Here is a 22,104-nt window from a genome sequence, read left to right as displayed (position 1 = left end):
CTGATACCGTGATGCCTGAAGGCAATATTGCCATTCTCGGAGGCGGGCCATCTGGTCTGATGGCCGCCGAAAGACTGTCAGCGCGAGGCTATCGCGTGATGGTCTACGAGCAGATGCCGACAGTTGGCCGCAAGTTCCTGCTTGCCGGAAAGTCAGGGCTGAACATTACGCATTCGGAAGATTTTGCAACTTTCGCGAAACGCTTCGGCTCAAGCAGTGACCGTATATTGCCAGCCTTGACGGCTTTCGGCCCGACCGAATTACGTGCCTGGGCGGATGAATTGGGTGCCGAGACATTTGTCGGCTCATCCGGTCGTGTCTTTCCCAAAGCGATGAAAGCGTCTCCGCTTTTGCGGGCTTGGGGAAAACGTCTGGAAGATCAGGGTGTTCGCATTCTCACCCGACATCGCTGGATTGGCTTCGAGGGCAATAGTCTCAAGATCGAGAACCCCGACGGTGTTCAGACGATTACATGTGATGCCGCGCTCTTTGCTTTTGGCGGTGGCAGCTGGCCGAAGCTCGGTTCCAACGGCCTCTGGATCAATGAGTTTCAGCGAAGGTCAATCGATATAGCACCGTTTCAACCCGCAAATTGCGGTTTTGACGTTGCCTGGAGCGACTTCTTTGCTGAACGCTTCGCCGGTGAACCGGTGAAGTCTGTTATCGCAACTTCCCATGCAGGCGCGACACAGGGCGAGTTTGTCATTACACGCGGTGGGGTTGAGGGTAGTCTCATCTATGCGCATTCCGCAGCTCTGCGCGACAGCTTGCAGAAACATGGAAAGGCATTTCTGACGCTCGATCTTGTTCCTGGACGAACTATCGAGCGACTGGAAAGCGATATTGCTCGGCAGGATACAAAGCTGAGCTTCGGCAATCTGTTGCGCAAGGCTGCAGGTCTGACGGGCGTGAAGGCAGCTCTTGTGACGGAATTTACCCGCGACAGAAGCTCGAAAGTGCTGGCCACTGCGATCAAAGCTATTTCCATTCCACTGCTCCGTCCGCGCCCGCTGGATGAAGCGATTTCGTCGGCAGGCGGTATTCGTTGGCATGAAATCGACAAGAACTACATGCTGCCGAAGCTACCCGGCATTTTCGTTGTCGGAGAAATGATCGACTGGGAGGCTCCAACTGGCGGCTATCTCCTGACTGCCTGTTTCGCGATGGGCCGCGCGGCGGCGGACGGTATCGATGCATGGCTCGAAGCAGGTAACACGTTCGGCGGGAAATAAGACGACACTGACTTCTTTAAGTGGAAATCAGCACATTCGGATATACGGCTGATCGACTGCGGGCTAAGCTGCCGGACAGTGGTATTGAATGCTTGCCGTCTGAGGGGAAGGTACATTCGCATGAATTCAGCTTCTACCGTCGCTTCACATCCGCTTTTGAGACAAAGAGACGGGCACCATGCCCGGGTGACATTCGAGGAATTGTTCTTCGATCTGGTCTATGTTTTCGCGGTTACGCAGCTCAGTCATGAACTTCTGCACAATCTGACGCTCACCGGTGTTGTCGAAACGCTGATCCTCTGGTTCGCGGTATGGCTCGGCTGGCAATATACCTGCTGGGTGACAAACTGGTTCAACCCGGAAACGCCGCAGATACGCAGCCTTTTGTTCTGCGTCATGTTGCTCGGTTTGGTGATGGCATCGTCCATCCCCGGTGCTTTCGCTGACAAAGGCTGGATATTTGCTCTGGCCTATGTGGCGATTCAGGTCGGCAAAACAGCCTATATCGTGTTTGTTCTGGGGCAGAACCATCCACTTGCCGCCAATTACAGGCGTATGCTCGGTTGGCTCACTATTTCCGCTGTCTTCTGGATAGCCGGTTGTTTCGTCGAGCATGAAGCCCGTATGGTGTTGTGGCTTATTGCCGTGCTTTGCGAATATTTATCGCCGATGTTCGGCTTTGCTCTACCGGGTCTCGGACGCTCTCACACCAGTGATTGGACCATTGAAGGCGGACATCTGGCGGAGCGTTGCCAGTTGTTCGTAATCGTGGCACTTGGCGAAACGGTTTTGGCTACCGGGGCAACCCTTGCAAATGCTGAAGTCTGGAATTTGGCCCTCATGTCGGCGCTGCTGGCCACTTTTCTCGGGACGCTTGCCATGTGGTGGCTATACTTTGGCACCTCCAGCAAGGATGCGACAGATACGATCACCCACTCCGCTGATCCTGGACGGATTGGCGCATATTTCCACTATGTTCACGCCATTCTGGTGGCCGGGATTATCGCAACGGCAGTTGGAAACGATCTTGTCATGGCCCATCCGCATGATCCGTTGAAGACTGCTTACGTTCTTGTTCTTGTCGCAGGACCGGCGATCTATCTGATTGGCAGCGCGATCTACAAGAAGGTTGTCTATGGCGTTATTCCCACGTCCCACGTCTTTGGCGTTCTGGCTCTACTGGCAGCGATCCCGGTCGGCTATATGGCCGATTTATTGGAAATGGGCATATTGACGACGGTTATCATGCTGGTCGTGAGTGTTTGGGAGGGGCGCAATAAAAGACTGCGCTCGGCTGCGATGGTAGGATAGGTGGGCTTTCGACGCCGCCGTCTGATCCCTATCTACGGACACAAATCATATTTCGGAAGCCTATAGCGCATCATGTCAGATATACAGTCCGTCGATCAGCAGCCAGCCGATAATGGCCATGTGAAAGTCGTCCGCAAGGTCGACATTGTGGTTATTGGAGCCGGGCAGGCGGGGCTCTCGTCGGCCTATCATCTGAATAAACTTGGTCTCGCAGGCGAACGGCAATTCGTGGTTCTGGACAAGGCCGCAGGGCCGGGCGGAGCCTGGCAATTCCGCTGGCCTTCGCTAACTCTCCAGACTGCCAACGCCATTCACGATCTCCCCGGCATGAAGTTCGAGGATATTGTCGAAACGACCAATGGCGAGGTGCGTGCATCGGTTGCCGTCCCACAATATTACCGCGCCTATGAGGAAGCCTTCGATCTTCCGGTGCACCGTCCTGTGGCCGTGAAAGTCGTTTGCGATCGTGGCGAACGGCTTCGTGTGGAGACAGATCGGGGCAACTATTCGGCACGCGGGATCATCAACGCGACCGGCACATGGGAGTCTCCTTATATCCCACCCTATCCGGGTGCGGAGCTTTTCAAAGGCCAGCAACTTCACACGCGGGATTATCAGACAGCTGACGCCTTCAAGGGCAAACGTGTTCTTGTCGTAGGCGCGGGTATCTCGGCTGTGCAGCTTCTGGACGAGATATCGCGTGTGACGAAAACCGTATGGGTCACGCGCAAAGAACCTGCTTTCCGGAAAGGTCCGTTTACACCGGAGTTGGGCCGTGCTGCCGTGGCTTTGGTTGAGGAAAGGGTACGCCGGGGCTTGCCACCTGGATCGGTCGTTTCAGTAACGGGGCTGCCGTTGACGCCGGCCATTGAAGCGGCACGCGCTCGCGGTGTGCTCAACCGTTTGTCCATGTTCAGCGAAATCACGGAAACAGGTGTTCGGTGGGACGATGGAAGTGAACAATCCTTTGATGTTATTTTGTGGTGCACAGGATTTCGCAGTTCGCTCGACCATCTTGCCCCGCTGCAATTGCGCAATGCGGAAGCCGGTATTCTCATGACTGGACGCCTGGCAACACAGGTGGCCGCCGATCCCCGTATTCATCTTGTTGGTTATGGCCCATCTGCCTCGACCATCGGTGCAAACAGGGCAGGTGGTGCCGCCGCGCGGGAGTTGGCAAGTTATCTCGGCTTCGTATGATTGACGTAACGACTATTTGCGAGGGGCAGCATGAAGCGTATTCTGAAGTTTGTCGGTGGTCTTCTGCTCGTCATCGTGCTGGGAGCAATTCTCTGGCTGGCGGTTCGGCCGCCTGAGCTGTTGCGTGTCGGCACCGGCTATGCTGCCAAGATTGTCTGTTCAAATGTTTTCATTGCCGGTCGGGATGCTGATGCCGTCCTTGCAGACGATGTTCAGGCACCGGGAAACCCGCTGCTGCGGTTTCTGAATGCCTCTCTCGACAAGAATAATAGCAGTGTGACGGTGCGGATTTTCGGCTTCTTTGCACCAAGTACCGCAATCTATCGCCCAGCGCTGGGATGCGCGAATATCCAGAAAGATGATTTGCGCGTTGAAATTCCGACCGGCCCGCAGGTGCCCGCAGAACCGATCCGGATTGAGACCGATCCAGCGGTGCAGGCTGTGATTGAGGATCAGGCTCTGGCCGGGCCGGGAATGCGTGCAATCGCAGTTATTCGCGATGGCAAGCTGATCGCGGAGACGTATGGTCCGGGCTTTAATGCGGATACGCCTTTGCTGGGCTGGTCCATGACCAAGTCCGTCATCGCGACACTGATCGGCATGCGCATTGCTGAAGGGCGCATGAGCTTGGAAAGCACAGCCCTTTTACCGGAATGGAAGAACGATGAGCGGGCAAAGATTTCTCTCGCAAATCTGATGGCGATGAATAGCGGTCTGCGCTTCGATGAGGACTACGGCACAGTAACGGATGTCACGCGCATGCTTTATCTGGAGCCGGATATGGCCGGGTTTGCTGCATCTTTGCCGCTGGAGGCGGCGTCAGGGACGAAATTCAATTATTCCAGTGGAACGGCGAATATTCTGTCAGAGCTTTTCATGGATAGTTTTAACAGCCGCGAGGAGGCGCTGGCTTATCCGCGGCTTGCCCTATTCGGTCCGCTTGGCATGAACAGCGTCATTTTGGAGACGGATGCGTCAGGCGTCTTTGCCGGTTCTTCCTATATGTACGCTACCGCCAGTGATTGGGCTCGGTTGGGCGCGTTTCTCGCGGACGGTGGAAACCTGTACGGAAAACCGATCCTGCCTGCGGACTATATTTCATTTATGCGCAAACCCAGGCCCGAGTCCGAAGGGCGCTATGGTTCCGCTCAAGTCTGGCTGCAGATTAGCGGTGTGAAGGCAGGTGAGGATGGCATTCCGGAAGACGCATTCTGGATGTCGGGCCATGACGGGCAAAGCGTCATGATCGTTCCTTCAATGCATCTTGCTGTCGTCCGTCTTGGCCTGACACCGTCCCGGGCACGCTATAATGTTCAACGTTTGAACGCCAAGGTGATTGAGGCTGCTCGACAGGCGCATTGATTGTCAGTTTGCGAAAATCGTTACCGCTCGGATTCTGGAAGGCGCTGAGGCCGAATTCCGGCAACACCGCGTAAAGGTGATCGAAAATATCTGATTGAATCTGTTCGAATGACGCCCAGACGGTCGTGTTCGTAAAGCAGTAGATTTCCAGCGGCAGTCCTTCGGGAGTAGGGTCCATCTGGCGCACCAGCAATGTCATGCCTTTGTGTATGCCGGGGTGATTGCGCAGATAATTGTCTACATAGGCCCGAAACGTACCGACATTGGTGAACTGACGCCTGTTGACCGGATTGTTGGCGCGGTCGCCAAGCTTCTGGTTCCATTCGGCGATTTCCTTGGCCTTCTTGGGCAGATAATCCGCCAGCCAATCAACTGTGCCAAGTCTGGCTCGCTCGTCATCCGACAGAAAACGAATGGTGTTTTGATCGATATAAAGCGCGCACTTGATGCGACGCCCGCCGGATTCCTGCATGCCGCGATAGTTCTTCATCGGCTCGGTGATGAGCTTGCGGATCGGAATGGTGGTGATCGTCTTGTCGAAATTCTGGACCTTGACGGTATAGAGCGCGATTTCCGTGACATCGCCATTGGCGTCGAGATTCTTCATTTCGATCCAGTCGCCGACACGCACCATGTTGGACGAGGCGATCTGCATACTGGCGACCAGAGAAAGCAATGTGTCCTGAAAGACAAGGATCAGCACTGCGGCCATAGCACCGACACCCGAAAGAAGGATAACCGGCGACTTGTCCAGCAGTGTCGCAATGACAAGGACTGCCGCCACGATGTAGACAGCAAGTTTGGCCACCTGAATGTAGCCCTTTATGGGGCGGTATCTGGCTTCGGGACGGCGATGATAGAGCGTATCGATCAGCCCAAAGACTGAATTGACCGCCAAAGCCAGCGTCAGAATGATGAAAGCTATCGCTACATTCCGAATAACGGTGATCACGCCTTCGGGCAGGCCCGGCACCGCCATGATCCCGGATGAAATAATCAACGCCGGAACGATATTGGCAAGACGGCTGATGACACTGTGTCTTTTAAGCTCTTCGTCTTGTCCGAAAGAGGTTTTCTGGACAAGACGTTCGAGTAGTTTGAGCAAAATCGCCTTGATTAGAAAGTTTGCAATGAAAGCTGAAAGAAATAATCCTCCAAGCGCCACAAGGGTTTCCGCCCAGGGATGAGCAATAAAAAATTCGGACAATAGACTTTCCTGAGATTAACCTGGTGAAAATTGGGGGCCGTGTTGCGATGCTTGTATCATGTTCTACCAGGAATTAAGGCGGCCATATGAATATTTCAACCGCGAGTAATGGTTATTTGCATCAAAACCCCGGCCATAAGGCCGGGGGGTAGACTTGTCGTATTGCTCATCGAGACCGTATCATTGGGCTGGAGGTGGTGATGCCGGAGCTGTATCGCTTGCCGGGGCATCAGTCGTCGGGGCATTGGTCTCGTTTGCTGCTGATGGGTCGGCTACACCGTCCACAAAAAGCTTCGAGCGATCGAATGCCGGCGCATCGGTCAACTGCTGTTTGGTCGCCTTTATGACCAGCCATTTTTTGCCGTCACTGCGGGTTGCAAGCTGCAGTTGATCCGGGCTTACAGCGACGTCCTTCTCGCCGATTCCAAGAAAACCACCCACGCCGATCACCGCAGCTTCAATGTCACCTTCGGGGCTGGCGATAAGATCATTCAGCTTGCCGACAGTCTGGGCGTCAGCAGCATCACTTTCATAGACGTTCTGTCCGATGAAAGAGGTGACGAGAAGCTGGCCCTCTTTCGGTTCCAGAAAGCCGACCTTGTCGGTCTCACCCGATGTGGGATTGCCAAACATGTCCTTGGACGAAACCGGCATTTCCTCTGCCGCAGCCGGTGGCTCGGCAGGTGCTGGCGTTGGTGCAGTTGTCTGAGCATAAGCAGCGCCACCTATCAGCAATGCACACGTCGTCGTCAGAAGTGTAGTCCTGAACATAACTATCTCCTTTATACGTTCGGTTGCTTAGGTTGAACGTGGAAATAGTCGGTTCGTTCCGAAATTTGTTGAATCTCAATATTTCATCATAGAAATATAATTCTATATAATTTTTCTTTGAAATACTTATGGAAAAGAAAAGCCCGCATAAAGCGGGCTTTTTTATCTTCGTATTCAACGAACTAGACTTAGCTACAGCCACTCGTTGCACCGCAAGTGTCGCACTTGAGACACGTTCCGTTGCGAACCATGGTAAAGTTCTGGCATTCGGTGCAGCTGTCGCCGGTATAGCCTTGCATCATCGACTTGATACGACGGTCAGCTTCCAGCTTCTTGGCGGCATTCGCACTTTCCGCGCGGGCGGAAGCAGCGTCTGCTGCAGCCTTATCCGAGAAAAGTTCGGTTGCCGTTGCCGATGTGCTTTCCTGCTGCTGTGCCGGAGCAGGTTGCTCTTCCAACTCCCGCTTGAAGGCGGTCGCACCATCCGTCACCAGACCGATTGTTGCGGGGCGATTGCCCGTCGGCGTGGTCGACTTCAAGGTTGTGACGTTGGAAGCCTGCGGCGCAGAATTTGTCGATCCCTTGGCTTCGTTAGTCGAGTTGGTCACCAGAGTGGGCTTGTAACCACGCGTCCAACCGGTCGAGACCAGGTTGGTCTTACCTTCCTTGATACCCTTGCCGAGCGCCGTATTACCGAAATCGCTTGTGTCGACATGGGCGAGGTCATTGCGTCCGAGATAGGACACCGCCAGCTCACGGAAGACATAGTCGATGATCGACGTTGCGGTCTTGATGGCATCGTTGCCGATGACCATGCCTGCCGGTTCGAATTTCGTGAAAGTGAAGGCTTCCACATACTCCTCGAGCGGTACGCCGTACTGCAAGCCGAGCGATACGGCGATGGCGAAGTTGTTCATCATTGCACGGAAAGCAGCGCCTTCCTTGTGCATATCGATGAAGATTTCACCGAGACGTCCATTACCGAACTCGCCGGTGCGCAGATAGACCTTGTGACCGCCAACGACTGCCTTCTGCGTATAACCCTGACGACGGTTCGGCAGCTTTTCGCGCTCATGCACGATCTTTTCGACAACCTTTTCGACGATACGCTCGGTTACCTGAACGGCGCGGGCTGCAGCAGGGGCTTCGATCAGTGCCTCGACTGCATCGTCTTCGTCCTCATCATCCGAGATGAGGGCGGCGTTGAGCGGCTGCGAAAGCTTGGAGCCGTCGCGATAAAGCGCATTGGCCTTGAGCGCCAGCTTCCAGGACAGCATATAGGCGTTCTTGCAGTCCTCGACGGTTGCGTCATTCGGCATGTTGATCGTCTTGGAGATCGCACCCGAAATGAACGGCTGTGCGGCTGCCATCATGCGAATGTGGCTATCCACCGAGAGATAACGCTTGCCGATCTTGCCACAAGGATTGGCGCAATCGAACACGGCGTAGTGCTCTTCCTTGAGGAACGGCGCCCCTTCGAGGGTCATTGCGCCGCAAACATGGATGTTGGCAGCTTCGATGTCCTTCTTGGCGAAACTCAGCGCCGGGAGCATCTCGAACGAGAAATCGTTGAGCTGTTCATCGGTGAGCTTTAGCACGTCCTTGCAGAAGTCTTCGCCCAGCGTCCACTTGTTGAAAGCGAACTTGATGTCGAATGCGCTTTTGAGAGCAGCATTCAGGGCTTCGATCTTCTCGTCGGTGAAGCCCTTGGACTTCAGAGAAGACGGGTTGATGCCCGGAGCCTGATTGATGTTGCCGTGACCGACAGCATAGGCTTCGATTTCAGCAATCTGGCTTTCCGAATAACCGAGCGTGCGGAGTGCTTCCGGTACGGCGCGGTTGATGATCTTGAAGTAACCACCGCCAGCGAGCTTCTTGAACTTCACCAGCGCAAAATCAGGCTCGATGCCGGTCGTGTCGCAGTCCATGACGAGGCCGATCGTGCCGGTAGGCGCGATGACGGTGGACTGTGCATTGCGGTAGCCATGCTTTTCGCCAAGTTCCAGCGCCTTGTCCCAGGCAGCACGTGCATGGGTGATCATATCCTGATCCGGGCAATCCTCGGCAATCAGTGCAACCGGATTGACAGCAAGTCCTTCATAACCTTCCGTCTGGCCATGGGCTGCGAGGCGGTGGTTGCGAATGACGCGCAACATATGCTCGGCGTTTGGCTCATAGCTCGGGAAGGTTCCGAGTTCCTTTGCCATTTCAGCGGAGGTGGCATAGGCCACACCGGTCATGATCGCCGTCAGCGCGCCACAAATTGCACGGCCTTCGTCGGAGTCATAAGGAATACCGGAAGTCATCAACAGGCCGCCAATATTGGCGTAGCCGAGGCCGAGCGTGCGGTATTCATAAGAAAGACGGGCGATTTCCTTCGACGGGAACTGCGCCATCATCACCGAGATTTCGAGAACGATGGTCCACAGGCGTGCCGTGTGCTCGTAAGCCGCAATATCGAATGAACCATCCTTGTTGCGATAGGTGAGCAGGTTGATCGACGCCAGATTGCAAGCCGTGTCGTCAAGGAACATGTATTCCGAGCACGGATTGGAAGCGCGGATCGGACCGGCGGTCGGGCAGGTGTGCCAGTCGTTCATGGTCGTGTTGTAGTGCAGGCCCGGATCAGCGGACGCCCAGGCGGCGTAACCGATCTTTTCCCACAAATCGCGCGCCTTCAGCGTCTTCATGACGCGACCGTCGCGACGAGCTGTCAGGTTCCAGTCGCCGTCGTTTTCGACAGCGCGCAGGAATTCGTCCTTCAGCGAAACGGAATTGTTGGAATTCTGGCCCGAAACAGTGAGATAGGCTTCCGAATCCCAGTCTGTATCGTAGGTCTTGAACTGAATGTCGGTGTAGCCCTGACGCGCGAACTGGATCACACGCTTGACGTAGTTTTCCGGAACCTGGTTCTTCTTTGCGGCCTTGATTTCGCGCTTCAGGGCAGGGTTCTTCGCCGGATCGAAGCAATCATCATTGTCCGCTTCGCAGTTGACGCAAGCCTTCATGATGGCGGTCAGATGCTGCTTGACGATCTTGGAACCGGTGACGAGCGAAGCAACCTTCTGCTCTTCCTTGACCTTCCAGTCGATATATTCCTCGATATCCGGATGATCGATGTCGACGACGACCATCTTGGCGGCGCGGCGGGTCGTGCCGCCCGACTTGATCGCACCTGCGGCGCGGTCGCCGATCTTCAGGAAGCTCATCAGACCGGAGGATTTGCCACCACCGGAAAGTTTTTCACCTTCGCCGCGCAGATAGCTGAAGTTAGAGCCCGTGCCGGAGCCATACTTGAACAGGCGCGCTTCACGGACCCACAGATCCATGATGCCGCCTTCATTGACGAGATCGTCGCCAACGGACTGAATAAAGCAGGCATGCGGCTGCGGATGTTCATAGGCCGACTTGGACTTGGTCAGTTTGCCGGTCTGCCAGTCGACATAGAAATGGCCCTGGCCGGGACCGTCGATGCCATAGGCCCAATGCAGACCGGTGTTGAACCATTGCGGGCTGTTTGGAGCCACACGTTGGGTCGCGAGCATATAGGCAAGCTCGTCGCGGAAGGCGAGGGCATCTTCCTCAGAGGCGAAATAGCCACCCTTCCAGCCCCAATAGGTCCAGGTGCCGGCGAGACGGTCGAAAACCTGGCAGGCGTCCATTTCGGAGCCGTAGCGCTCATTTTCAGGCAGCTTGGCAAGCGCGTCCTCGTCAGCGACCGAGCGCCACAGCCATGAGGGAACGTCGTTCTCCTCGATCTTCTTCAGCTGTGCGGGAACGCCAGCCTTGCGGAAGTACTTCTGTGCAAGAATGTCCGCAGCGACCTGGCTGAACTGCGCGGGCACATTGATGTTCTCAAGACGGAATACGATGGATCCATCGGGATTCTTGATCTCGCTGGTCGCAGTCCGGAACGCGATGTCCGCATAGGCCGACTGATTCTCTTTCGTGAAACGGCGTTCGATCTTCATCTGTCCCATCCAAACGTTCTATATATAGTAGCTCTAGTGACGGTTTTCAGCCACGGCCTGTCTGTATCGCGTCTCTGTCAAAACAGCTCTTCTGCGGGGAGGAGCGTCTTGTTGGGGAGAAAACTCCCGGAAATCCGCTTCCACCTCATCAAAGCCCACGAAAAAACGCCTCAGGGGAGCTTAATTGCAACCTTGCTAGCGCGATCGCGATCAAAAATCGGCGGAACGAAAAATACCTTATCTTGTAAGAAGCATGAGCGCAAATACTAAATCTAGTGTTAACGCTGTTTCTGATCGATGTTGCATCTGCTTCTCCAGAGAAGGGCGCACCCAGAATTTGGGCGCAAGAAAGCACCGAGCGAAAACCGCACTTTCAAAGCGCAACGCTCGTTCGATACTCAACTTGACCGAAAAAAGGACCGGCAGATTACAACGCCCGATCACGCTACTTACGCAACGATAGTATCATAAAAAACGACTCGGCTTCGAGCGTCAAGCAATGGTTTGTTGTAACGCTCCAGCATCTAGATATTGTGCGTAACAGCTTGGGGCAAATGTGGATAACGGGGAGAAGCGACACTTTTGCGAACCAAGCCGGCTATGTGATTTGGGGAGCCTGGATAGCCGCTATTACTAGCAGTTAGAGGAACAAGCACGGCAGTGTCGACTGTCGAAAGAGAAAATCCCTGCAAAAGGATCATAATCCGGGGGAATGCTGCATTGAAGACGGCTTGCCGGTTGCTTACTCAGCAGCAGCGGCAATGCCCGAATCACCAAAATGGTTCAGTAACTGCTTCAGTTCTGTCTCTTCGACGCGATTGGCCGCTTCCTGTGGCGACACCCATTCGCAGATGCGCTGATCCCGCTCAGGCCAATCTTTCTCCTGCCCGGTGAACTGCACCGCGAATACTGCTGCCGTGAACTGGTTTATGCGTTCAGGCGGTAGGTCGGTCTTGCAGTAGCAGAAACTGCCGATTGGTACTGGTGAGACCTCACCACGAATACCTGCTTCTTCATAAGCTTCACGAAGAGCAGTATCCGCCAGAGTGCGACCAACTTGCGGCCAGCCCTTGGGGATGATCCAGCGGCCTGTACCGCGGCTCGTAATGACGAGAACCTTGAGGATGCCCATGTCGCGACGATAGACAAGCGCCGCAACCTGCTGCAAACGACCGGAAGGCGTCAAAATACGCTTTTCGGTTGCAATCAGTTGTTTGGCCTGCGACTTCACCGCGAAAATCCCCTTTTTATCTATAGCATGATCCGATTCGCCAAAATAACAACTGATTAGTTAGGCAACAGACCTTTGAAAGTATCCGAAAAAAGCTTTTATTTTAAAGGTATTACTGAAATTTCAGGGTGGGATGGCAGCTTTGAAAACGCTATCCGCCCTCGATCAGCGTTATTTCGTTGCGTTTTCCATAAGGTGCGATTGCGGCGGAAATGTCACCGCAATCGCGTTCGTTTGTTTTCGTTTCGCAGCGTTTTGATCTGGCGGATGTGAATCCGCCAGTTTTATCGGAAGTGCATTCGATGGATTTATGGCTTCAAGTCTGTCGGGCTTCAGCCGCGCTTGTCGCCTGCGATCGGTTCCTGATAGGTGAAGCCCATATCCCAAGGGAAGTAGATCCAGGTGTCCTGAGACACTTCCGTTACGAAGGTATCGATCAGCGGACGGCCTTTCGGCTTGGCGTAAACAGTCGCAAAATGGGCCTTCGGCATCATTTCCCGCACGATGGCTGCGGTTTTGCCGGTGTCGGTCAGGTCGTCTACGACGATGACGCCGTCGCCGCCATTTTCCAGCAGTGTTTCGCTCACACCCTTGAGGATCTGCATGTCGCCTTGCGACGTGTAGTCGTGATAGGAGGCAATACAGACGGTTTCGATGAGACGAATGCCGAGTTCGCGGCAGACGATGGCAGCAGGGACCAGACCGCCACGCGTGATGGCAACAATTGCGTGCCAATCACGATTCATACCGGCAATCCGCCAGGCAAGGGCGCGGGCATCACGGTGGAACTGATCCCATGAAACTGGGAAGGCTTTATCTGGCAAGGACATCGAAACGCTCCGTGGAACGATCCGGAGCTCGTTCTCCGGACCTTTAAAAACCAAAAATGCGCTATGACGGATTGCCAAGCGCTGTAACTGTCAGGATCTGCGGCTTTTCTTCGTCTGCGCCCTTTCAGGCGGGCGGCAAGAGAGGAAAAGGCTCTCCACCCGGCACAGTCAGCGCCGGGTGATGCTGATAACCGCAAAAATGGTGTTCTTGCAAGCGTGTCGTGTCATCACAGGCTAGTTGTCGGCCAGTTGTTGGCCAATTGCCGGATCAAACTGGCTTCAATCGTGTCTTCTAACGCGAGAAAAGCGTGAGAATGGGCAGCTCGTTCAGCATGGAGCGCGTCACCCCGCCAAAGACGAGTTCACGCAACCGGGAATGACTGTAAGCGCCCATCACGAAAAGATCAGCGCGTTCAGCGATGATATGTTCCCTCAAGGCATCCTGCGCATAACGTCCGTTGGATGCCAGTGCTGTGGTCGTCACATCAATCCCATGCCGAGACAGTGATTCCGCAATATCGTGGCTCGCCAAAGCCTGATCCTCGCCTTCAATTTCCGGTGGATCGACCCAAACGATTTCCGTTCTGTCGGCATGTTTCATCAAGGGCAGGGCGTCGAAAGCGGCCCGGGCCGCTTCCCGCTTGCCGTTAAAGGCGACGACGATCCGGTCGAGCGAAATCATCTGCAGCACCGGTGCATAGGGAACCAGCAGAACAGGGCAGCTGGAATTGAAAACAATCGTATCGGCGGTTTCGTCGTTGGTGGCCGGATCGTCGGGGTCGGGTTGCCCGGCGACCAGCAATTCGGCTCCAAGACAAGCAGTCAGCACGCCATCAGCAGCGGTGCCGGTTTCGGACCGCGTGATGCGATATTCATAGTTGGTGCCCTGACGGCGCATCTCTTCCTCGAAGAGATGTTTCAGCCTTTCGGAAAGCTCCTTGTGCTGCTTGTCATGCAGTTCGAACATTCCCGGATCGATGAAGCCGTTCGGGTCGGCATAGACGATGGGCGAAGGGATTGAATAAAGCCCGATGACGTGAATATCGGGCACCTTCTGCTTTAGAAGTCCAACGGCGGACACAACCCGCTTCAACTCGGATTCACTGCGAGAATAGGCAACCACCGTCTTGTAGGACATGACCGAACTCCTTCCGGCTGTGTTTCTATTTTAGCATATAGTGCAACGAGTTGCGCGGGCAAAAGGTTGCAAAGGATTAAGCGGCACCTTTTGTTTCGAGCGACGAGATCATTTTTTCGATTGCATCAATTGCCGTATCGATTTTTTGAGGATCGCTCCCGCGGACGACAAGTTCCGTGCTGAAGCGCCCGTTCTCGAATTTCGGATAGGAACCGATGATCGTATCGGGGTTTTCTTTCTGGATTTCCGTCAGGGGAGCGCCAATCACGCCTTCGCCAAAAGGACAAAGCACCGATCTGGACAGAAGCTTGCGGCCGGTCTTCAGTGTCGGCAGTACATTGTCGAGCATTGCCTGAAACACGGATGGCACGCCTGCCATCACATAGACATTGCCGATATGAAAGCCGGGCGCAGCGGAGATCGGGTTCGCTATATGCTCAGAACCTTGCGGCATACGCGCCATGCGCTTGCGCGAGTCGGTGAATTCCAGCCTGCGCTTTGCATAATTGTCGCCAAGCAGTTTCATGGCTTTTTCGTCATAGATACAAGGCACGCCAAAGGCCGCAGAAACCGCATCGGCGGTGATGTCGTCATGGGTAGGGCCAATTCCACCGGACGTGAAAACATAGTCATAATGCGGTCGCAGTGCATTCAGAGCGGCGACGATGGCGTTTTCTTCGTCCGGAACAATCCGTACTTCCTTGAGATCAATGCCCGCCGCTGTCAGGACATCAGCGAGATGTCCGATATTCTTGTCCTTGGTGCGGCCTGAGAGAAGCTCGTCGCCAATTGCCAGCATGGCTGCCTTGACGGCTTGCTGCGGATTGTTGGTCATATCCAGACTCCATTTTCTGGCATCAGTTAAGCGCCAGCAGGACAAGGCTGCAACTGCTTTATTGCAGCATTTTATTTGGGCGCGAGAAGTTGTGCCTTCCCAAAGAAGGCGGCTCCCCTAATTGAACCTGTCGAGGTTGGGGCCTCACAAATCGGGATATGGAGACGTCACATGGTTAAAGTGCTGGTGCTGTATTATTCGGCCTATGGTCACATGGAAAAAATGGCCAAGGCGGCGGCTGAAGGTGCGCGCGAAGGCGGCGCGGAGGTCACGATCAAACGGGTGCCGGAACTGGTTCCGCCGGATGTCGCGAAAGCCTCGCACTATAAGATCGATCAGGATGCGCCGATTGCCACGCCGGCTGAACTCGCGGATTACGACGCCATCATCATCGGCACTGCTACCCGCTATGGCATGATGGCGGCTCAAATGAAGAATTTCCTCGACCAGACCGGCGGTCTCTGGGCAAAGGGTGCCCTCATTAACAAGGTCGGGTCGGTGATGGTTTCCACAGCCACGCAGCATGGTGGCGCGGAACTGGCGTTGATTTCCACACAGTGGCAGATGCAGCATCAGGGCATGATTATCGTCCCGCTTTCCTATGCCTATCAGGGGCAGATGGGAAATGATGTGGTGCGCGGTGGTGCTCCCTATGGGATGACGACAACTGCAGATGGCGACGGTTCGCGCCAGCCTTCGGAACAGGAACTGGACGGGGCGCGGTTTCAGGGCAAGCGTGTTGCGGAAATCACTGCCAAGCTGAACAGTTGAGCGGAGTAGCAGCTATTGAAAAGCCGCAGATTCAATCTGCGGCTTCTCTGAAAAAAGAGTTTAGAAAGATCAGTTAACTGTTTCTGTTTTATTATCTTTTTCAATGACATGATAAGTCATTTGCGGATAAGGGATGTTGATCCCGGCTTTGTCAAATTCGATCTTCACCGTTTTGATCGTGTGGCGCGACACCTGCGCATAATCGGCGCTGTTTATCCAGTAGTTGGCGCTGAGAACAACGGCACTGTCGCCCAGTTGCGATACGAAATAGGCCGGCGCGGGTGTTGAGAGAACACCTTTCTGATCTTCGACAACCTTCTTTATGATCGCGAAGGCCTGATCGATATTGTCTTCGTAGCCAATCCCCACCTTGAACTCGTGCATGCGGGTTTTCATGCGGCTGTAATTGGTGACGGGCGTATTCCAAAGAGAAGAATTGGGTGCCAGCACGTAAAGGCCATCAATGGTTTTGAGCTCCGTCGCAAACAAGCCGACGTCTTGCACGGTGCCGACGACGGTGCCTGCACTGATATATTCACCAACGCGAAATGGCCTGAGGACCAGAATCATGATGCCTGCTGCGATGTTCTGCAACGTACCTTGAAGGGCGAGGCCGATAGCAAGGCCAATGGCGCCTAGCGCTGCGAGAATGGACGCGGTCTGGACGCCAAATTGCCCGAGAACCATGACCAGAATGATGACGAGTATGCTGTAGCGGACGACAGCGCCGAAGAATCCGACCAGAGTCTGGTCGAAGCCGCGAATTTTCGACAGCGACTGTATGGTCCATTTTTGAAGGATTCCGGCCAGTATCCAGCCGACGCAAAGGATAATCAGCGCACCGAGTGTGGAGACTGAGTATCGTATGAGAAGGTCGTACATCTGGAGAACGAATGCGTTTGTATTTGCGATCAACTGTGTGGCTTGCTCTTCCATTGTTCCGTCTGCATCTGTTTCGAGTAGGGGAAAACTGGAGGATAGGGCAGCAAATTGTCAAGGCGAGGTTGCCTGGAGCGGATATGGGAAAACTGAGCGCAAAAGGAGGAGGTGGTGCGGTCGGCGGGACTTGAACCCGCAAGTCTAAAAGACGACGGATTTTAAGTCCGTTGCGTATACCAATTTCGCCACGACCGCAGCAATTACCCTCGTCTATGTCATGATTTGTGTCACGAATTCAAGCCACAAAGCCTGTTAACATCAACAGTTAGTATTGCCGAATATATGCTTACTCTAAATCGTTGATTTGGCGACCTGACGAGCTTCAACCTTGTCTGCATTGTCAAACCCATGTAGCCATGGGCGGAAAACCAGCAGGAAATGCAGAAAGTCGAATAATGACCGCCTTCGTCAAATCCGTATCCGAGGCCGAAAAGGCAATGCGCGCGCTGTTTCCTGAAACGCCGCTGCAGCTCAACGATTACCTTTCACGGAAGTACGGTGCGGAAATTTGGCTCAAGCGCGAAGATCTCACACCGGTCCGGTCCTACAAGATTCGTGGCGCTTTCAACTTCATCTCCAAGGCAGTCGAAACGACCGACAAGAATGCGGTGTTCGTTTGCGCTTCCGCAGGCAACCATGCACAGGGTTTTGCATTCGTCTGCCGCCATTTTGGCCGCAAGGGTGTCGTTTTCATGCCGGTTACGACGCCGCAGCAGAAAATCGACAAGACCCGCGCTTTTGGCGGCGAATTCATTGAAATCAAGCTGGTGGGCGATATTTTCGACGTTTGCTATGCCGCGTCGCAGGAGTTTGCCGCAAGCCAGAAGGGCGTGATGGTGCCACCTTTCGATCATCCCGGTATCGTCGAGGGGCAGGCGACGGTGGCGCTTGAGATCGAGCGGCAGTTGCCGGAGGGAAAGAAGCCCGACTTTATTCTGCTGCCTGTCGGTGGCGGCGGATTGTCCGGCGGCGTTACGCAATATGTTTCAGATCTGGGCTGGAAGACGAGTTTCCGCTTTATCGAGCCACAGGGCGCTGCGAGCCTGAAAGGGAGCCTTGAAGCAGGCAAGCGTATCAAACTTACGCATGTCGACAATTTCGTCGATGGTGCAGCTGTTGCCGAGATCGGAAAAGAAAACTTCAAGCTTCTCAAAGGGTTCGATCCGAAAACTGTTATAACGGTTCCGGAAAACCGGCTTTGCGCAACAATCATCGAAATGCTCAATATTGAGGGCGTCGTGCTTGAACCAGCGGGCGCGCTCGGCATTGATGCGTTGAAGGACTTCAAGAAGAGCGACCTCAAAGGCAAGCGCATCGTCATTGTTGTTTCGGGCGGCAATTTCGACTTCGAGCGCCTGCCGGATGTTCGTGAGCGTGCACTGCGCTTCGAAGGCTTGAAGAAATATTTCATCTTCCGCTTCCCGCAAAGGCCGGGCGCCCTTCGGTCGTTCCTTGATCTTCTGGGTCCTGAAGATGATATTGCGCGTTTCGAATATCTGAAGAAATCGGCGCGTAATTTCGGCTCTGTGCTGATCGGCATCGAAACGAAGAACGCGGCGAACTTCAAGCTTCTGGAAAAGAAATTCGCAGAAGCCGGTTGGGCCTATCAGGACATAACGGACAATCAGGTGCTCGCTGATTTCATCATCTGATTTCGGTGCCTTAAGCGAAATCAGTTGCTTTTTCGACGAAAACACCCCATATGCCGCGTCAGGCGCATGGGCCGACGTGTTCGTCGGCTTTCCCGGCATTGGACTTGTTGCGTCTCGCCTCTGTCTTCCGGAATGGTCCGGAAGCGGGGAGACCCGAGAAAATGTTCGGGCACGGCAGCGCAAGTCGCCTGGAGTTTATAAGCTTCGGCGTCCCGTCGTTATCATTGAACAGATAGAGTTCGGCAAGTTGCGCTTGACCGGCATTTGTATGCGGACCATGACATCATGGTGCCGCCGAAAGAGATTGAATTGACAAAAGAAATTACGGGCGGCTTTGCCGCTCTCGGCGTTACCGGCATTTTGCTCAAGGGCGTCGAAGCCGCTGGCATGACCGAGCCGAAGCCGATCCAGTTGCAGGCGATTCCACACCAGCTTGAAGGCCGCGATATTCTTGGTATCGCGCAGACGGGCTCCGGCAAGACCGCAGCTTTCAGCCTGCCGATCCTGCAGAAGATCATCGGCCTCGGCGACAAGCGCCGTCCAAAAACTGCACGCGCGCTGATCTTGGCGCCAACGCGTGAACTCGCCGTGCAAATTGAACAGACGATCCGCAATGTTTCCAAACACGCGCATATCTCGACAGCGCTTGTGTTGGGCGGCGTTTCCAAGCTGTCCCAGATCAAGCGCATCGCACCGGGCATCGACGTTCTGATCGCCACGCCTGGTCGTTTGACCGATCTGATGCGTGACGGTCTGGTTGACCTCTCGCAGACGCGTTGGCTCGTCCTCGACGAAGCGGACCGTATGCTGGACATGGGCTTCATCAACGATGTGAAGCGCATTGCAAAAGCGACGCATTCTGATCGTCAGACCGCGCTGTTTTCGGCCACCATGCCGAAGGAAATCGCGTCGCTGGCAGGAAGCTTGCTGCGTGATCCGGTTCGTGTGGAAGTCGCTCCGCAGGGAACGACGGCTGCTGAAATCACGCAGGTTGTGCATCCTGTGCACACCAAGGAGAAGCGCCGTCTTCTTTCCGCGCTGCTGGGTGACAAGGCTATGCGTTCGGTCATCGTCTTCACCCGTACGAAGCATGGTGCCGATGCAGTCGTCCGTCATCTGGAACGCGATGGCTATGAAGTCGCCGCCATTCACGGCAACAAGTCGCAGAATGCACGTCAGCGTGCGCTGAACGGATTCCGTGATGGATCGCTGCGGATTTTGATCGCAACGGACATTGCTGCTCGCGGCATCGACGTGCCGGGTATCAGCCACGTCGTGAACTACGATCTGCCTGACGAGCCGGAAACCTATGTGCATCGTATTGGCCGTACCGGCCGTAATGGCGCCAGCGGCGCGTCGATCACGCTCTATGATCCGGCAGCGGAAGAATCCAAGCTGAGAGCCGTTGAGCGTGTGACGCGTAACAAGCTTCCGATCAAGGATGCACCTGTGGAGCTTGCACCTGCTCCGGCACCGCGTGCGGCAGCTCCGGGCGAACGCCCGCAGAAGACCCAGCATCGCAAGGGCGGAACGGCGCAGAAGCCGCGTCGTGCAGCCCCGAAGTCAGGCGACCATCGTACAGGCGGTCACGCAGCAGGTGAAGCCGCTCCGAAAGCGAAGCGTCCGTTCCGCCGCAAGCGCCGCAATGCCAACGGCAATGGCGGACAGCGCGCAGCGTAAGCTTGCCTTGAATATTTTTTCAAAAAGCCGCCCATTTCGGGCGGCTTTTCTATTTATGAGCGCAGGATGGGTTTCAATTTGCGTAATGGCTTGGAAAAATATTCCATGCTTGCTTGAAGGGCAGGGCCGTTCCTCATAATTTCCTCTTCAAAACAGGAAGGACGGAAGCCATGTTCCAATCGGTGCTCGACGCAATCGGCAATACGCCATTGATCCATTTGAAAAAGGCTTCCGAACTTACCGGCTGCGCAATTTATGGCAAGGCCGAGTTTCTCAATCCCGGACAGTCGGTGAAGGACCGCGCAGCGCTCTATATTATTCGCGATGCCGAAAAGCGTGGGCTTCTGAAACCCGGTGGTGTCATCGTTGAAGGTACGGCCGGCAATACCGGCATCGGCCTCACGATGGTCGCGAAAGCGCTTGGCTATCGGACAGTTATCGTTATTCCCGAAACGCAAAGCCAGGAAAAGAAGGACGCGCTGCGCCTGCTTGGCGCCGAACTGATTGAAGTTCCAGCCGCCCCCTATCGCAATCCGAACAATTATGTGCGCCTGTCGGGACGATTGGCCGAAAAACTTGCCAGAAGCGAGCCGAACGGCGCGGTCTGGGCCAATCAATTCGATAATCCGATCAACCGGCAGGCCCATATCGAAACCACGGCGCAGGAAATCTGGCGGGATACCGACGGCAAGGTGGATGGGTTTGTCGCCGCTGTCGGATCAGGTGGAACGCTTGTCGGCACCGCATTCGGTCTGAAGGACCACAATGCTGATATCAAGATCGCACTTGCCGATCCATATGGAGCCGCACTCCATTCCTTCTACACGACGGGCGAGCTGAAAGCCGAAGGCGACTCGATCACCGAAGGCATCGGGCAGGGGCGTGTCACCGCCAATCTTGAGGGGTTCACCCCCGATTTCTCCTATCGCCTCTCCGACGCGGAGGCGCTCGATATCGTTTTCGATCTCGTGGAAAATGAGGGACTTTGCCTCGGCGGTTCTTCGGGTATCAATATTGCAGGCGCAATCCGGCTTGCAAAAGATCTCGGGCCGGGCCACACAATTGTGACGGTGCTTTGCGACTATGGTAATCGTTACCAGTCCAAGCTGTTCAATCCTGCTTTCCTGCGTGGCAAGAACCTGCCAGTGCCGGGATGGCTGGAGAGGAAGACCGAGATAGACATACCGTTCGAGGGATAATCATGGCATACGAGACCGAAGCGCTTTTCCGCGAAGATTCCTATCTTTCAACGGCGGAGGGCACGGTACTCGCCATTACCGAGACGGGCGGGATTATTCTCGACCAGACAAACTTCTATGCGACCTCCGGCGGCCAACCGGGGGATATCGGCTTTCTCGAGCGCGCGGATGGTTCTCGTATCGAGATTTCAGCAACCGTTACGGGCGAAAACAAGAACGAAATCATTCATGTTCCGGCAGAAGGACAGGCTTCGCCCACTGTCGGTGAAAAGCTGGTCCTGCATGTTGACTGGCCGCGTCGCTACAAGCTGATGCGGATGCATATGGCCTGCCACCTGCTTTCCGTTGTCTGCCCGTTTCCGATTACCGGCGCTGCGGTGGGCGAGGATGAAAGTCGCGTTGATTTCGATCTTCCCGATCCGAGCTACACCAAGGAATTCGTGACCGAAAGGCTCATGGAGCGGGTGAATGCCAATGACGCGGTTGCCATTCGCTGGATCAGCGATGAAGAATTCCTTGCAAATCCGGATATCGTAAAGTCGAAGAATGTGCGTCCTCCGGCGGGGCTCGGTCGCATACGCCTTGTTCTTATCGGTGAAAACGGCGTGGTGGATTCGCAACCTTGCGGTGGTACGCACGTTTCCGAAACGCAGGAAGTGGGTGAAATCCACATCGGCAAGATCGAGAAAAAGGGCAAGGAAAACCGCCGGTTCCGCATTCGCTTTGGCTCCCTGCCAGAAGCCTGAACCCATTTTTTTCTGCGTGTTTCCCGGTT

16 protein-coding genes, 1 tRNA gene and 1 pseudogene are annotated in these 22,104 nt (G+C 54.8%); 9 read left to right on the top strand and 9 right to left on the bottom strand.

The annotated features are described in order from the left end of the window. The first annotated feature begins 11 nt into the window (after nt 1-11). The 4 genes and pseudogenes from AC1RHM_RS01525 to AC1RHM_RS01510 all read left to right on the top strand — a co-directional run. A complete protein-coding gene (locus tag AC1RHM_RS01525; RefSeq protein WP_151576355.1) occupies nt 12-1,232 on the top strand; it encodes a TIGR03862 family flavoprotein in 1,221 nt (406 codons plus the stop codon). Between the two features lie 120 nt (nt 1,233-1,352). Further along, a complete protein-coding gene (locus AC1RHM_RS01520; RefSeq protein WP_029376101.1) occupies nt 1,353-2,543 on the top strand; it encodes a low temperature requirement protein A in 1,191 nt (396 codons plus the stop codon). Between the two features lie 72 nt (nt 2,544-2,615). Then, nucleotides 2,616-3,743, top strand: a complete 1,128-nt coding sequence (locus AC1RHM_RS01515) for an NAD(P)-binding domain-containing protein (protein ID WP_192798593.1) — start codon at nt 2,616-2,618, stop codon at nt 3,741-3,743. 30 nt (nt 3,744-3,773) lie between these two features. Continuing rightward, nucleotides 3,774-5,087 (top strand): annotated as a pseudogene (locus AC1RHM_RS01510) (serine hydrolase domain-containing protein); the annotation flags it as partial. On the opposite strand, the gene AC1RHM_RS01505 reads toward AC1RHM_RS01510, so the two are convergent. The 7 genes from AC1RHM_RS01505 to AC1RHM_RS01475 all read right to left on the bottom strand — a co-directional run bounded on the left by AC1RHM_RS01505 (nt 4,984) and on the right by AC1RHM_RS01475 (nt 15,088). Further along, nucleotides 4,984-6,312 (bottom strand): mechanosensitive ion channel family protein, encoded by a 1,329-nt coding sequence (locus tag AC1RHM_RS01505; protein ID WP_492332440.1) that lies wholly within the window; start codon nt 6,310-6,312, stop codon nt 4,984-4,986. The pseudogene AC1RHM_RS01510 and the gene AC1RHM_RS01505 overlap by 104 nt on opposite strands. A gap of 180 nt (nt 6,313-6,492) precedes the next feature. Next, on the bottom strand, nt 6,493-7,083 hold the full coding sequence (locus AC1RHM_RS01500; RefSeq protein WP_010660076.1) for a PRC-barrel domain-containing protein: 591 nt from the start codon (nt 7,081-7,083) through the stop codon (nt 6,493-6,495). A 188-nt stretch (nt 7,084-7,271) separates the two neighbouring features. Continuing rightward, on the bottom strand, nt 7,272-11,054 hold the full coding sequence (locus AC1RHM_RS01495) for a vitamin B12-dependent ribonucleotide reductase (RefSeq protein WP_010660077.1): 3,783 nt from the start codon (nt 11,052-11,054) through the stop codon (nt 7,272-7,274). A 742-nt stretch (nt 11,055-11,796) separates the two neighbouring features. Continuing rightward, a complete protein-coding gene (locus tag AC1RHM_RS01490; RefSeq protein WP_010660078.1) occupies nt 11,797-12,285 on the bottom strand; it encodes an NUDIX hydrolase in 489 nt (162 codons plus the stop codon). Nucleotides 12,286-12,617: 332 nt separating this feature from the next. Further along, on the bottom strand, nt 12,618-13,115 hold the full coding sequence (gene gpt, locus AC1RHM_RS01485; protein ID WP_010660079.1) for a xanthine phosphoribosyltransferase: 498 nt from the start codon (nt 13,113-13,115) through the stop codon (nt 12,618-12,620). 292 nt (nt 13,116-13,407) lie between these two features. Continuing rightward, nucleotides 13,408-14,253 (bottom strand): universal stress protein, encoded by an 846-nt coding sequence (locus tag AC1RHM_RS01480; RefSeq protein ID WP_010660080.1) that lies wholly within the window; start codon nt 14,251-14,253, stop codon nt 13,408-13,410. A gap of 76 nt (nt 14,254-14,329) precedes the next feature. Continuing rightward, entirely contained in the window at nt 14,330-15,088 is a 759-nt protein-coding gene (locus AC1RHM_RS01475; protein ID WP_010660081.1) for a competence/damage-inducible protein A, read from the bottom strand. Nucleotides 15,089-15,259: 171 nt separating this feature from the next. Here AC1RHM_RS01475 and wrbA point away from each other — a divergent pair, with 171 nt between their 5' ends. Beyond that, nucleotides 15,260-15,859, top strand: a complete 600-nt coding sequence (gene wrbA / locus AC1RHM_RS01470; RefSeq protein ID WP_010660082.1) for an NAD(P)H:quinone oxidoreductase type IV — start codon at nt 15,260-15,262, stop codon at nt 15,857-15,859. A 69-nt stretch (nt 15,860-15,928) separates the two neighbouring features. Here the strand turns inward: wrbA and AC1RHM_RS01465 are convergent, their stop codons facing one another. Together AC1RHM_RS01465 and AC1RHM_RS01460 are read right to left on the bottom strand one after the other, a co-directional pair. After that, nucleotides 15,929-16,795 (bottom strand): mechanosensitive ion channel family protein, encoded by an 867-nt coding sequence (locus AC1RHM_RS01465; protein WP_010660083.1) that lies wholly within the window; start codon nt 16,793-16,795, stop codon nt 15,929-15,931. Nucleotides 16,796-16,907: 112 nt separating this feature from the next. After that, nucleotides 16,908-16,993: transfer RNA gene (locus AC1RHM_RS01460), tRNA-Leu, on the bottom strand. Between the two features lie 197 nt (nt 16,994-17,190). On the opposite strand from AC1RHM_RS01460, the gene ilvA reads away from it, so the two are divergent. From ilvA to AC1RHM_RS01440, 4 genes are all read left to right on the top strand, one after another. Then, entirely contained in the window at nt 17,191-18,450 is a 1,260-nt protein-coding gene (gene ilvA / locus AC1RHM_RS01455; protein WP_029376102.1) for a threonine ammonia-lyase IlvA, read from the top strand. Between the two features lie 285 nt (nt 18,451-18,735). After that, a complete protein-coding gene (locus tag AC1RHM_RS01450; protein ID WP_036563724.1) occupies nt 18,736-20,130 on the top strand; it encodes a DEAD/DEAH box helicase in 1,395 nt (464 codons plus the stop codon). A 170-nt stretch (nt 20,131-20,300) separates the two neighbouring features. Further along, complete coding sequence (locus AC1RHM_RS01445; protein ID WP_010660086.1) at nt 20,301-21,329, top strand: cysteine synthase A; 1,029 nt, start codon at nt 20,301-20,303, stop codon at nt 21,327-21,329. A 2-nt stretch (nt 21,330-21,331) separates the two neighbouring features. Next, nucleotides 21,332-22,075, top strand: a complete 744-nt coding sequence (locus tag AC1RHM_RS01440; protein ID WP_010660087.1) for an alanyl-tRNA editing protein — start codon at nt 21,332-21,334, stop codon at nt 22,073-22,075. The last annotated feature ends 29 nt before the right edge of the window (nt 22,076-22,104 follow it).

Source organism: Brucella sp. GW823-FHT04E01 (assembly GCF_058796175.1).
This window is presented reverse-complemented; position numbering and strand designations above follow the sequence as displayed.